The following is a 12,867-nucleotide window of genomic DNA, read 5'->3' as shown; positions in this document are numbered from 1 at the left end:
CGTCTGTCCCAGGTCCGTGGGGCAGACGCGCCGACTCGCGGGCTATTTCTGGGGCAGTTGCGCCGGGTCGGCGGTGAGGGCTTCGGCGGCGTCGGCTACCGCGGTCGGGGTGCCGGCGAGGGACCAGAGGACTCCGCCCGCCTCGACCTGGGTGGTCGTGCCGCCGGCGCCGAGGACGAGGGCTGCGCCGGGGAGACGGTCCCAGTCGGGGACCGAGTGCTGGCAGAAGAGGTGGACCTTGCCCTGGGCGATGGCGGTCAGGTCCATCGACCCGGAGCCGAGGATCCGGATGGAGGCGGCGCCGCGGGCGACGCGGACGTACGCCTCGCCGACCGGGTTCCTCAGCTTGGACGGGTGCAGGTAGGTGGTGAGACAGGCGAGGGAGAGGGGTGCGTCCGGCATCGCGCTCAGACGGGAGCCGTTGCGGGTCGTGGGCAACTCCGGGCCACCGACGTAGACGGCGTCCTCGGCAGGTGAGTAGACCGCACCGAGGACAAGGTCGTCGCCGTCGGTGAGCGCGAGCGCGGAGCACCACCAGTCGAGGCCGCGTACGAAGTTGTAGGTGCCGTCGACCGGGTCGATGGTCCACACCCGGCCGGTGGCGGACTCGCGAGCCGAGCCCTCCTCCCCCAGGATGCCGTCGCCGGGGTGCTCGAGCGCGAGCCGCTCGACGATCGCCTTCTCGGCCGCCTTGTCCGCGGCGGTGACCAGGTCGGAGACCGAGGTCTTGGCCTCCACCGAGTCGCCGATCCCGTCGCGACGCATCCTCGCGGCGAGCGACCCGGCGTCGCGAACGAGCTCGGTGGCCAGGCGTACGTCGGCTTCGCTCGGCGCGGTCACGACGTCGCCTCCTCGGCGAGAGCCTGCCGGCGGACCGTCCACACCCGCTGTCCGACCGTGACGGTAGAGGCGACGGCGAGGATCCACAGCGCGATGTAGATCAGCAGGTCGAGCGAGAAGATGCCGGCGAAACCGGTCATCACCAGGACCAGGACGAGGCGGTCTGCGCGCTCGGCGATGCCGACGTTGGCGGTGAAGCCCAGCGACTCGGCTCGGGCGCGGGCGTAGGAGGTGACCGAGCCCATCACCACGCACCACAGGCTGAGCGCGAGATAGAGGTCGGATTCCCCCGGCCCGGCGAAGTAGAGCGCCAAGCCACCGAAGACCGCGCCGTCACCGAACCTGTCGAGGGTGGAGTCCCAGAAGGCCCCGAACTTCGAGGTACGTCCCACCGCGCGCGCCATCGCGCCGTCGATCAGGTCGCTGAAGACGAAGCAGGTGATGAAGACGGTGCCGGCCAGCAGCTCACCGCGCGGGTAGAACGCGAGCGCTCCGACCGCTACTCCGATGGTGCCGACGAGCGTGACGGCGTCGGGGCTGATCCGCAGCGCCACGAACAACCGGACGATGGGCGCGAGGACGACTCCCTGAACGAAGCCTTTGATGTGATCCAACATGGCGCGGCCACGCTATCGGATGCCACCGGCAGCTCGATCGACGGAACCGCGAACACGACGGGTACAGATGACTTCTCGGCCGGCACAAGTGGCGCGCCTCCGCCGGGCCGGGCTGACCTCTCGGCCTGCACAACTGACGCCTCGGCCTGCACAACTGACCTCTCGGCCCGCACAACTGACCTCTCGGCCCGCAGAGGTGACGCCTCGGCATGCGGGGTGACGGGTCGACAGGTTAGAGACCCTCGGTGAGGTCGCGGACCTCGGCATAGCGAGCGCGGACGGAGGGGTCCGGGTCGGCCTCGTACGTCTCGGTGCCGGCCATCTCCCAGGGCGGCGGCTCCTCGCCGCCGACGAGGGTCCAGGCTGCCTGACGGGCCGCGCCGTCGGCGACGTACTCCCCCGGCTCGGGGACGAGGACCGGGTGGCCGAAGATGGCGGGGGCGAGGCGGCGTACGGCCTCGGACCTGGCACCTCCGCCGACGAGGAAGACACGGCGCACGGTGACCCCCTGGGCCTTCAGCGCGTCGATGCCGTCGGCGAGGCCGCAGAGCAGCCCCTCGACGGCCGCGCGCGCCAGGTAGGCGGGCTCGGCGGTGGCCAGCGTCAGGCCATGGAGCACTCCGCGGGCATCGGGCCGGTCGGGGGTGCGCTCGCCCTCGAGATATGGCACGAGGACCAGGCCGCCGGAGCCCGACGGCGCCTCGAGCGCCAGCCGGGAGAGCTCCTCATGGCTGACCCGGAGCAGCCGGGTGGTGGCGTCGAGGACGCGTGCGGCGTTGAGGGTGGCGACCAGCGGCAGGTAGCGGCCGGTGGCGTCGGCGAATCCGGCCACGGTCCCCGACGGGTCCGCGGCGGGCGTCTCCGAGACTGCGCAGGCGACACCGGAGGTGCCGATCGAGACGACCACGTCACCGGGCCGGGCACCCACGCCGAGGGCCGCGCCGGCGTTGTCGCCGCAGCCCGGTCCGAGGAGCGCCCCGTCCGAGGTCTGTCCCGCCGATGCCGACGGCTCGAGCACCTCCGGAAGCACGACATCGTCACGACCAAGGGCTCGTTTGAGCAGGCCACGACGGTATTCGCCGGTCACCGCCGAGTAGTAGCCGGTGCCGCTGGCATCACTGCGATCGGTACGCAGCGCCGACAGCCCCGGGGCACCGGCGAGCTTCCAGGTCAGCCAGTCGTGGGGCAGGCACACGGCCGCCACCCGGGCCGCGGAGGTCGGCTCGCTCTCGGCCAGCCAGCGCAGCTTGGTGGCGGTGAAGCTCGCCACCTGCACCGATCCGACGGCCTCCGCCCAGGCGGACGCGCCGAGCTCGGTGTTGAGCGCGGCGGCCGCGGCGGCGGAGCGGGTGTCGTTCCACAGCAGCGCGGGGCGTACGACCTCTCCGGACTCGTCGAGGCACACCATCCCGTGCTGCTGTCCACCCACCGAGACGGCTGCGACCTCGGCGAGCCCACCGGCCGCCTCGGCGGCCGACAGCAGAGCTGTCCACCAGGCCGCGGGGTCCACCTCGGTGCCTTCCGGGTGGGGCGCGGAGCCGGAGCGGATGAGCGCCCCGGACTCCGCATCACGGACGACGACCTTGCATGACTGGGTCGAGGAGTCGATCCCGGCGACGAGCGGCATCGGAAGAACCTAACGCACCCCGAGGAGGTGGTCCATGGCCAACTGGTCCAGATGCTCGAAGCCGAACCCACGCACCGCCATGGTGTCGATGTCGTACGCCTCCTCGCGCAACGTCGCCAGCGACTCCCCCTCGGCCAGCGTCGGCGTGGCCAGGTCCGGAAGACCCGACGCCTCGAGAGCGGCGGCGACCTCCGGGTCGGAACGGAACGCGGCCGACTTCGCCTTCAGGGCGAGATAGTTGCGCATACAGCCCGCGGCCGATGCCCATACGCCGTCCTCGTCCTCGGTGCGCGGCGGCTTGAAGTCGAAGTGCCGCGGTCCCTCATAGCCGTGCGTCTCGAGCAGGTCGACCAGCGCGAAGGCGCCGCGCAGGTTGCCGGCGCCGAAGCGCAGGTCCTGGTCGAAGCGCGGCCCGTGCTGACCGTTGAGGTCGATGTGGAAGAGCTTGCCGGCCCACAGCGCCTGCGCGACGCCGGCGGCCATCGACATCCCGGCCATCTCCTCGTGGCCCACCTCAGGGTTCACGCCGACCATCTCGGGGTGCTCGAGCGAGTCGATGAAGGCGATCGCGTGCCCGATGGTCGGCAACAGGATGTCACCGCGCGGCTCGTTGGGCTTGGGTTCGATCGCGAACCGCATCTCGTAGCCCTGCTCGATCACGTACTCACACAGCAGGTTCACCCCCTCCTGATAGCGATCCAGCGCCGCACCGACGTCCTTCGCGAACGCCGACTCGGCACCCTCGCGTCCGCCCCACATCACGAACGTCTCGGCGCCCAGCTCGGCGGCCAGGTCGATGTTGCGGGCAGCCTTGGCGAGCGCGAAGCGGCGTACGGAGCGGTCGTTGGAGGTGAACGCACCGTCCTTGAAGACGGGGTGGCCGAAGAGGTTGGTGGTCACCATCGGCGTGACCAGGCCGGTCTCGTCGAGTGCCTTGCGGAACCTGGTCAGCGCGGTGTCGCGCTCGGCCTCGGTGGCGTCGAAGGCGAAGACGTCGTTGTCGTGGAACGTCACGCCCCAGGCGCCGAGCTCGGCGAGCTTGTGGACGGCGTGCGCCGGGTCCATCGGCGGCCTGGTCGCGGGGCCGAACACGTCGACCGCCTCCCAGCCGACGGTCCACAGGCCGAAGGTGAACTTGTCCTCGGGGCGCGGGGTCAGGTCGGTCATCGTGCGTTCCTCTCGTTGGTTCGTTCGATACGCGTGCTGACCTGCCGTGGGTCGGTGGTCCGCACTCGATGGACCGGGCCGGTGATCTGCACCTTCGCCCGATCCGCTCGCTCTGCTTCGACGTCGTGTGCGGTGCCTGCGCCAGGGATCCCTTCGGCAACCGCAATCTCCGTCTTCTCCCCCGCGGACGCCGCCGCCCACACCTCGACCTCGCCCGGCTCGACGACCTTGACCAGGTCGCGGTCGGTGAACGCGAACCGGGTGACCGGGACGTCGAAGACGACCGACGCCTGCTCCCCCGGCTCCAGCCACACCCGCTGATAGCCGAGCAGCTGCTCGACCGGCCGCGGCAGCGAGGCGAGCACGTCGCGCCCGTAGAGCTGCACCACCTCGGATCCCGCCATGGAGCCAGTGTTGCGGACGCTCACCCGGGCATGGAACCGCCCGTTCGAGGCAACCTCGTGGTCCGTGCGGAGCTCGGCGATGGCGAACGTGGTGTAGGAGAGCCCGAAGCCGAACGGCCGCACCGGGGTGGAGTCGGCTGAGGTCACCCCGGAGGGGCCGCCGAGGACGGGATGGAGATAGGTGTACGGCTGCGCGCCGGCCGAGCGCGGCAGGGTCACCGGCAGCCGGCCCGACGGGTTCACGGCACCGGTGAGGACGCGGGCGATCGCGATCCCGCCCTCCTCGCCCGGGAAGAACGCCTGCAGCACCGCCGCTGGACGGCTCTGCTGGATCGCCGCGGAGCGGCGGTGGCCGTCCAGCGCCCAGCCGATGGCGTACGGCCTGCCGGTGACCAGCACCAGGACGGTCGGAGTGCCCGTGGCGACCACGGCCTCGACGAGGTCCCGCTGCAGGCCGGGCAGGTCGAGCGAGTCGGTGTCGTTGCCCTCCCCCACGGTGCCGTTGCCGAACAGGCCCGCCTGGTCGCCGACCACCACGACCGCGACCTCGGCACGCCCGGCCGCCTCGACGGCGGCCGCGATCCCGGTCGAGTCGGTGCCCTCGATCCCGCAGCCGCGTACGACCTCGAGCTCGGTGTCCGGGACCTCGGCGCGCAGCGCCTCGGCGATGGTGGGCACCTTGATGCCGAGCGGGACGTCGGGGTGGTGGGCGAGCACGTGGTTGGGGAAGGAGTAGCACCCCATCAGGGCCTCGGCACGGTCGGCGTTGGGGCCGATCACCGCGATCCGGGCCGGAATCCGGGCCGGAAACTGGGGCATTCGCGCCGACTCGGCAGGATTTTCTGGGACATTGGCGCCGGCTCGGACCAGGGGGAGCACTCCGTCGTTGGACAGCAGGACCACCGACTCCTCGGCCAGGCGCCGGGCGATCGCGCGGTGGGCCGGGGTGTCCAGGTCGACTTTCTCCGGCGGTTCCTCCTCGAAGTCGGCATCGAGCAGTCCGATCTCCTCCTTCGCCGCCAGCGCCCGGAGCGCGGCGCGGTCGACGAGCGACTCGTCGACCTCGCCGGCACGCACCAGGGCGGCGAGCGGCTCCAGGAAGGCGTCACCACCGGGCAGCTCGACGTCGATCCCGGCCTCCAGGGCCAGCGCCGCGGCGTGCCCGCGGTCGGCGGCGACCCCGTGCATCAGCGCCAGGAACGCCACCGAGAAGTAGTCGGCCACCACCGTCCCGTCGAACCCCCACTCCTCACGCAGCAGCCCGGTGAGCACGTCGCCGTTGGCGGCCATCGGGACGCCGTCGAGGTCGTTGTAGGAGTTCATGACCGAACGTACGCCGCCGTCGAGGACGGCCATCTCGAACGGCGGCAGGAACACGTCGGCCACCTCGCGGGGCCCGGCGGAGACCGGGGCGTGGTTGCGGCCGGCGCGCGAGCCGGAGTAGCCCAGGAAGTGCTTCAAGGTGGCGTGGACCCCGGCGGACTGAAGGCCGCGGACGTATGCCGTCCCGACCGTCCCCACCAGATAGGGATCCTCGGAGATGGCCTCCTCGCAGCGGCCCCAGCGTGGGTCACGGATCACGTCGAGCACCGGCGCGAGCCCCTGATGCACCCCCAACGTACGCATCGAGGAGCCGACCAGCGACGCCATCTCCTCCACCAGCTCGGGATCGAACGCGGCACCCCACGCCAGCGGCGCCGGGAAGCAGGCGGCCTTCCAGGCCGCGAGCCCGGTGAGCGTCTCCTCGTGGACCAGGGCGGGGATGCCCAGCCGGGTCTCGCGCAGCAGTCGTCGCTGCTCCGTCCACAGCCACCTGGCCCGCTCGACCGGGTCGACCGGACGGGTGCCGTAGACCCGGGTGAAGTGGCCGATGCCGTGTTTGGTGACGTCGGCGAGCGTCTCGGGCACTCCGGACGCCATCTCCCCCGCCAGCGGCGCCACGACCTCGTCACCGTGGTCGATCCAGAAGCCGACGATCTGCGCCAGCTTCTCCTCCAGCCTCATCCGCGCGTGCAGCTCTCGCACCCGCTCGGAGACGACTGGCCATGCACGTTTCTGGGCCTGCGTCATCCCTTCACCGCTCCTTGCAGTCCGGAGACGATCCGCCGCTGCAGTGCCAAGAAGAGCACCAGCGCGGGGATCATCGCGATCGTGGTGAACGCCAGGACACCGGCGGTGTCGGCGGAGTGCTCGGTGGAGAAGTCGGCCACGCCGAGCGGCAGGGTGCGCATCTCGCCCTGGAGCAGAAGAAGCGGCAGGATGTAGGCGTTCCACGAGGTCACGAAGGCCAGCACGGCCACCGTGATCAGCCCCGGCGTCGACAGCGGCAGGATGATCCGCCAGAAGAGGCCGATCCGGGACGCGCCGTCGATGAGCGCCGCCTCCTCGAGCTCACGCGGCAGCGCCATCAGGAACGGCCGCAGGATGACCACCGTCAGCGGCAGCGAGAACGCCGCCTGCGGCAGCGCCACGCCCCACCAGGTGTTGCCCATCCCCAGATCACGCGTGACCAGGATGAAGAGCGGGATCACCGCCACAGCAGCCGGGAACAGCAGCCCCAGCACGAAGACCATGAACAGCGCCTCCCGTCCCCGGAAGCGGTAGCGCGCCAGCGGATAGGCCGCCATCACCCCGAACACGACGGTCACCGCGGTGGTGATCACCGCGATGACGGTGGAGTTGAGGGCGTACGTCCAGAACGGGCCGCCGCTCAGCACGCCGGTGTAGTTGTCGATGACCCACGGGTCCGGCAGCGCTGTCGGCCGCTCGGCGATCTGGCCGTTGGTGCGGAAGCCGCCCAGTGCGCCGAAGAGCACCGGGCCCACGGTCAGCGCCACCGCCACCAGGGCGACCAGATAGACGACGATGTTTCCGGAGCCGGTCCGCCGCCGCTTCGGCTGCAACGAGATCGTGCTCATGCCTCCTCCTCCGTGTCGCGGCGCAGCACGATCAGCTGGTAGGCCAGCGCCATCACGAAGGCGATCGCGAACAGCAGGACCGAGGCCGCCCCGGCGATGCCGTAGTTGTGCCGGTTGGTGCCCTCGTCGACGAGGTAGGTCGCCATCGTCGTGGTCGCGTCGGCCGGTCCGCCGCCGGTGAGGACCCAGATCATGTCGAAGCACTGGATCGAGCCGATCATCGACAGGAAGCACCAGGTGCGGATCGTCGGCCCGAGCAGCGGGATGCTCACCCGCCACTGGGTCTGGAACCAGCTGGCCCCGTCGAGCTGGGCCGCCTCGTACAGCTCCTCGGGAACTCCTTGGAGACCGGCGAGGAAGAGCAGGACGGCCAGGCCGAGGTATTTCCAGGTGAGCACCGCGAGGACGACCCACAAGGTGACGTCTGGGGTGCCGAGCCAGCCCTCGTCGGGTGGGGTGAGACCGATCCCGCTCATGATCGCGTCGATGAGGCCGTACTCCGGCTGCAGCAGCTGGAACCAGATGACGCCGGCGATGACCTCGGCCAGGACGTAGGGAACGAAGATGAGCGTACGCAGCAGCCCCTGCCCCACCATCCGGCGGTTGAGGAGCAGCGCGAGCGCGACTCCGAGCGGGAGCTGGACGATGATCGAGCCGACCACGATGACCAGGTTGTGGACCACGGCGTCGGTGAAGACCTCGTCACCGAGGACGTCGACGTAGTTCGCGAACCCGACGAAGTCGTCGAGCGGGCCGAGGCCGTTCCAGTCGTAGACCGAGAACCGGACCGCGGTCAGGACCGGCCAGGCGACGAAGAGGGCCATCAGGGCGAGGGCGGGGGTCACGAAGAACGCGATCTCGGCGCGTTTGCGCCACTGTGTGGATCGGGGCGGGGTGCTGCGGCGCGGTCGCCCCGAGGTGACCGCGCCGGCGGTGTGTTCCAAGCTCACAGAGACCGTCACTTCTCCTTGTCGGCGGCTTCCTGGGTCGCCGTGACGACGTCCTCAGGAGTGGCCTTCCCGGCGAAGAGCAGTCCGATCTCGTCGTTCATCGCGCCACCGACGGACTCGCCGAAGGCGGTGTCGAAGTAGAGCTGCACGAAGGGCGACTCGTCGCGCACCTTCAACAGCTCGGCCAGGGCCGGGTCCTTGACCGAGGAGCCGGCCGCCGGGATCGTCGGCAGGCCCATGTCGTTCTCGGCGAAACCCTTCTGGACCTCGTCGGAGAGCAGGTGGTTGACGAGGTCGACGGCCGCGTCGGGCGCACCCTCGGAGACCGCCCACGCGTCACCGCCGCCGAGCTGGGCGGCCGGGTCGCCCTCGCCACCGTCGACCTCCGGGAACGGGAACCAGCCCGTCTTGTCGCCGAGCCCCTGCTTGTCCTCGGTGATGCCCTGCATCACGCCCGGCTCCCAGTGACCCGCCAGCTCCATGGCGACCTTCCCGGTCGCGAGCAGGCCCGACGCCGAGGTCGGACCGGTCTGCGACGGCGTGGAGAGGAAACCCTTGTTGAACGGCTTCTCGGCGACGATCTGCTCGACCGTCTCTCCGGCCTTCTCGAAGCACGGGTCGGCGAAGTCCAGGTCGGCGACCGCGGTGGTGAGGGTCTCCTCCGAGCAGCCCCGCAGCGCGGCGGCGTAGTAGTAGTGCGCAGCCGGCCACAGGTCGCCCGCGCCCAGGGAGACCGGTGTGACGCCGGCCTTCTCGAGCTTGTCGAAGGCGGCGTAGAGGTCCGCCATCGTCTTCGGGGGCTCGGTGATCCCGGCCTGCTCGAAGAGCTCGGTGTTGTACCAGAACCCGACCACGCCGACGGAGAACGGCAGGGCGTACGTCTTACCGTCGACCTGCCAGCCGGCGGCGCTGCCGCCGATCTGCTCGATGATGTCGGCGGAGTCCTTCGACAGGTCGCGGGTCAGCCCGGCCTCGACGTGGTCGGCGAGCTCGCCGCCGCCGCGCTCCATGTAGACGTCGGGGACGTCACCGCTCTGGAAGGCGGCGTCGAGCTTGGTGAGCATGTCCTCGTGGGCGAAGGCCTCGACCTTGACGTCCACGCCGGGGTTGGCCTTCTCGAAGTCCTTCGCGACCTGCTCGTAGAACCCCTTGCCGGGGTCGTTGTTGGAGTTGTGCCACCAGGTGATGGTGTTCTCGTCGCCACCGGAGTCGCCCGAGCCGCCACAACCGGTGGCGGCAATCATCAATCCGGCGCACAGCGCGGCGAGCGCTTGTGTCTTCCTCGACATCTTGGGACCTCTTCGTCACAGCTCTGGATGTGGGTTGATGTGACTGCCGCCACATTGTCGTGGTCGAGCATGGCGGTCCCGGCGTGATTGTGTCAATCGTTGTCGATAACGTTTTCGTAGATGGTTATCGAACACCCCCCGTTTGGGCTACTGTCAGGTCATGACCACCCGCGATCAGCCACGTCCCCGCCGGGTGACGATCACCGATGTGGCCCGGGAGGCAGGCGTCTCGGTGGCCACGGTCTCGAAGGTGATCAACGAGCGCTACGGAGTCAGCGAGGCGACCTCGGAGAAGGTGCTCGCGGTGATCGGCGAGCTCGGCTATCAGTCGTCCCTGATCGCCTCTAGCCTGCGGCGGAAGAGCACCGGCGTCATCGGCGTGCTCGTGGCCGAGTTCGAGCCCTACTCCGCCGAGCTCCTCAAGGGCATCTCGGCCGGCCTGGACGGCACCGGCTACGAGCTCCTCGCCCACGCCGGGTCGACCGGCGCGCACAACCACTCCGGCTGGGAGCGGCGCTCGCTCTCCCGCCTCGGCCACACCCTGATCGACGGTGCGATCGTGGTCACCCCGTCGATGATCATCACCGACGAGACCACGATCCCGGTCGTCGCGATCGACCCCCACACCGGGCCCGACGGGCCGATGACCGTCGATGCCGACAACGTCACCGGCGCCCGGCTCGCAGTCGACCACCTGGTCGGGCTCGGTCACAAGCGCATCGGCTTCCTCGGCGGCCGCCCCGACCTCCGCTCCGCGGCGCTGCGCGAGCAGGGCTACCGCGAGGCGCTGTACGCAGCCGGCCTGAGCGTCTCCCACGACCTGATCCGGGTCGGCGGCTACCGTCCCGAGCTCGCCGAGGCGCCGGCCCGGGAGCTGCTCTCCTTCCCGGCGGGAGCGCGCCCGACCGCCATCTTCGCCGCCAACGACATCTCCGCGATCAAGGTCATCGAGGTCGCCGGCTCGCTCGGCCTGCGCGTGCCCGAGGACCTCTCGGTGATCGGCTTCGACAACGTACCCGAGGCCCGCGACGCCAATCCTCCGCTCACCACGATCGCCCAGCCGCTCCACGAGATGGGGCGAGCGGCGCTCGGCCTGCTGCTCGAGCTGCTCGAGGGCAAGCAGACCGAGCGCCACCTGCGCCTTCCCGCCGAGCTGGTCGAGCGCAGCAGCACTCGCCGAGTCGGCTCGTCCTGACATGAATCCACGCCGAGTCGGCTCGTCATGACGGGCCGACTCGGCGTGCTTCTCGGTCAGAACGAGCCGGCTCGACGCGCATCTCGGTCAAGATGAGCCGACTCGGCGAAGGGCTACACGTGCCCTGTGGCCGAAGCCCTGCGCCGAGACAGCGCATCCACGCTGGCCGCGACCAGGAGCACCAGCCCGGTGACCATCCAGACCGTGCCCTGCGGCTGGTCGAGCAGGCCCATGCCGTTGTCGATGACGGCCACCACGGTGCCGCCGATGACGGCGTCGATGACCCGGCCCTTGCCACCGAAGAGCGAGGTGCCGCCGATGACCGCGGCACCCACGGCGTACAGCAGGGTCGTCTCGCCGCCCGTGTTCGGGTTCACCGAGTTGGTCCGGCTGGCGATCATGATCCCCGCGACCGCTGCCATGGTGGAGCACAGGATGAAGCACGACAGCCGCACGCGGAACACGTTGATGCCGGCCCGGCGGGCTGCCTCACGGTTGCCGCCGACCGCGTAGACGTGCCGGCCCCAGGCCGTGCGGGTCAGCACGAAGGTCAGCACGATCAGCAGGCCGACGATGATCAGCAGCGAGACGGGTACGCCCTTGAGCGAGGTCAGCGCCGGGTTGCGGCTGCGCTCGCCGGAGAGATAGCCGACCACCGCGAGCACCACGACCGTCAGCAGCCCGGTCTTCAGGGCCCACAGCAGCATCGGCTGCACCGTGAGGCTCTTGGCGCGGCGCCGAGCGTCGGTGAGGTACGTCGAGACCGCATAGCCGACGATGCACACGATCCCGAGCGTCCACCCGAGCCAGACCGGCAGGTTGGCGTTGTTGAGCCCGTTGATGACGTCGTTGCGGTAGGGAATCGTCCCGCCCTCACCGATCATCGACAGCAGCACGCCCTGCAGCCCCAGGAACGCGGCCAGAGTGACCACGAACGACGGGATCCCCAGCCTGGCCACCAGCAGCCCGATCAGCAGGCCGATCACAGCGCCGGCGACCAGCGCGGCCAGCAGGGCCGCGACCAGCGGCCACTCCTGCCGGGTCAGGAACACCCCGAGCACCCCGGCACAGGTGCCGCCCGCGAACCCCGCCGACAGGTCGATCTCGCCCAGGAGCAGCACGAAGACCAGGCCCATGGCGAGCACGGTCACGCCGGCGGACTGACCGATCAGGTTGGCGAAGTTGAACGAGTTGGTGAACTGCTCGGGACGCAGCGAGGAGAAGACCACCACCAGCGCGATCAGACCGAGCACCGCGGGCAGCGAGCCGACCTCACCACCCTTGAGCTTGGCGAAGTAGGCCCGGAGGATCCCGCCGAGCGAGTTGTCCGGCATCGGGTCCGGTGACGCCGGATCGGCCACCGGCCGGTCATCGGTCTCCGTGCTCATGCCGCACCTCCTTCAGGGACGATTCCGGTGGTGATCGCCTGCACGACCCGCTCACGCGTCGTGGAGGCGACCTCGATCTGACCGACCATGCGGCCCAGATGAAGGACCGCGATGTCGTCGGCGACCTCGAAGACGTCGTTGAGGTTGTGGCTGATCAGCAGGACGCCGAGGCCACGGTCGGCGAGGCGTCGCACCAGCCGGAGCACCTGCTCGGTCTGGGCCACACCCAGGGCCGCGGTCGGCTCGTCGAGGACGACCAGCTTGGAGTTCCACAGCACGGCGCGGGCGATCGCCACCGTCTGGCGCTGGCCACCGGAGAGTGATGCCACCGGCGTACGCACCGACTTCAACGTACGCACCGAGAGACCGTCCAGCGTCTCGCGGGCGCGCTGCTCCATGGTGTCCTCGTCGACCAGCCGCAGCCGTCTCATCTCCCGGCCGAGGAACATGTTGTGGACGACATCGAGGTTGT

At 70.3% G+C, this 12,867-nt stretch carries 11 protein-coding genes; 1 reads left to right on the top strand and 10 read right to left on the bottom strand.

From position 1 onward, the window contains the following. Window positions 1–42: 42 nt before the first annotated feature. The 8 genes from ACRDPS_RS19495 to ACRDPS_RS19460 all read right to left on the bottom strand — a co-directional run bounded on the left by ACRDPS_RS19495 (window position 43) and on the right by ACRDPS_RS19460 (window position 9,812). Window positions 43–840, bottom strand: a complete 798-nt coding sequence (locus ACRDPS_RS19495) for an inositol monophosphatase family protein (RefSeq protein ID WP_431503318.1) — start codon at window positions 838–840, stop codon at window positions 43–45. After that, entirely contained in the window at window positions 837–1,457 is a 621-nt protein-coding gene (pgsA, locus tag ACRDPS_RS19490) for a phosphatidylinositol phosphate synthase (protein WP_431503317.1), read from the bottom strand. The genes ACRDPS_RS19495 and pgsA overlap by 4 nt, the downstream gene beginning before the upstream one ends. Before the next feature lie 232 nt (window positions 1,458–1,689). Continuing rightward, the gene (gene xylB / locus ACRDPS_RS19485; RefSeq protein WP_431503316.1) at window positions 1,690–3,084 is read right to left on the bottom strand and encodes a xylulokinase; all 1,395 of its coding nucleotides are present in this window, start codon (window positions 3,082–3,084) and stop codon (window positions 1,690–1,692) included. 9 nt (window positions 3,085–3,093) lie between these two features. Beyond that, entirely contained in the window at window positions 3,094–4,251 is a 1,158-nt protein-coding gene (xylA, locus tag ACRDPS_RS19480; RefSeq protein ID WP_431503315.1) for a xylose isomerase, read from the bottom strand. Further along, window positions 4,248–6,725, bottom strand: a complete 2,478-nt coding sequence (locus tag ACRDPS_RS19475; RefSeq protein WP_431503314.1) for a beta-glucosidase — start codon at window positions 6,723–6,725, stop codon at window positions 4,248–4,250. Before ACRDPS_RS19475 ends, xylA begins: the two co-directional genes overlap by 4 nt. Further along, window positions 6,722–7,573, bottom strand: coding sequence for a carbohydrate ABC transporter permease (locus ACRDPS_RS19470; RefSeq protein ID WP_431503313.1), 852 nt, complete (start codon window positions 7,571–7,573; stop codon window positions 6,722–6,724). Before ACRDPS_RS19470 ends, ACRDPS_RS19475 begins: the two co-directional genes overlap by 4 nt. Continuing rightward, window positions 7,570–8,523, bottom strand: a complete 954-nt coding sequence (locus tag ACRDPS_RS19465) for a carbohydrate ABC transporter permease (protein WP_431503312.1) — start codon at window positions 8,521–8,523, stop codon at window positions 7,570–7,572. The genes ACRDPS_RS19470 and ACRDPS_RS19465 overlap by 4 nt, the downstream gene beginning before the upstream one ends. An 8-nt stretch (window positions 8,524–8,531) precedes the next feature. Further along, window positions 8,532–9,812, bottom strand: coding sequence for an ABC transporter substrate-binding protein (locus tag ACRDPS_RS19460; RefSeq protein ID WP_431503311.1), 1,281 nt, complete (start codon window positions 9,810–9,812; stop codon window positions 8,532–8,534). Between the two features lie 160 nt (window positions 9,813–9,972). On the opposite strand from ACRDPS_RS19460, the gene ACRDPS_RS19455 reads away from it, so the two are divergent. Continuing rightward, window positions 9,973–11,007 carry a LacI family DNA-binding transcriptional regulator gene (locus tag ACRDPS_RS19455; protein WP_431503310.1) on the top strand — a complete coding sequence of 345 codons (1,035 nt, stop codon included), beginning with the start codon at window positions 9,973–9,975 and terminating at the stop codon, window positions 11,005–11,007. A gap of 113 nt (window positions 11,008–11,120) precedes the next feature. On the opposite strand, the gene ACRDPS_RS19450 is transcribed toward ACRDPS_RS19455, so the two are convergent. Beyond that, window positions 11,121–12,395, bottom strand: a complete 1,275-nt coding sequence (locus ACRDPS_RS19450; RefSeq protein WP_431503309.1) for a sugar ABC transporter permease — start codon at window positions 12,393–12,395, stop codon at window positions 11,121–11,123. After that, window positions 12,392–12,867: ATP-binding cassette domain-containing protein (locus ACRDPS_RS19445; protein ID WP_431503308.1), on the bottom strand; the 476-nt coding region annotated here is incomplete at its 5' end. The genes ACRDPS_RS19450 and ACRDPS_RS19445, both read right to left, overlap by 4 nt.

This window comes from Nocardioides sp. (genome assembly GCF_050699375.1).
Classification (GTDB): Bacteria; Actinomycetota; Actinomycetes; order Propionibacteriales; family Nocardioidaceae; genus Nocardioides.
The sequence above is the reverse complement of the archived record's forward strand: the minus strand, read 5'-3'. Positions and strand labels throughout refer to the sequence as shown.

Bases quoted from the DNA above. Each gene is read 5' to 3' on its own strand.
- pgsA (WP_431503317.1), bottom strand. From the start codon at position 1,457: ATGTTGGATCACATCAAAGGCTTCGTTCAGGGAGTCGTCCTCGCGCCC.
- xylB (WP_431503316.1), bottom strand. From the start codon at position 3,084: ATGCCGCTCGTCGCCGGGATCGACTCCTCGACCCAGTCATGCAAGGTC.
- xylA (WP_431503315.1), bottom strand. From the start codon at position 4,251: ATGACCGACCTGACCCCGCGCCCCGAGGACAAGTTCACCTTCGGCCTG.
- ACRDPS_RS19475 (WP_431503314.1), bottom strand. From the start codon at position 6,725: ATGACGCAGGCCCAGAAACGTGCATGGCCAGTCGTCTCCGAGCGGGTG.
- ACRDPS_RS19470 (WP_431503313.1), bottom strand. From the start codon at position 7,573: ATGAGCACGATCTCGTTGCAGCCGAAGCGGCGGCGGACCGGCTCCGGA.
- ACRDPS_RS19460 (WP_431503311.1), bottom strand. From the start codon at position 9,812: ATGTCGAGGAAGACACAAGCGCTCGCCGCGCTGTGCGCCGGATTGATG.
- ACRDPS_RS19455 (WP_431503310.1), top strand. From the start codon at position 9,973: ATGACCACCCGCGATCAGCCACGTCCCCGCCGGGTGACGATCACCGAT.
- ACRDPS_RS19450 (WP_431503309.1), bottom strand. From the start codon at position 12,395: ATGAGCACGGAGACCGATGACCGGCCGGTGGCCGATCCGGCGTCACCG.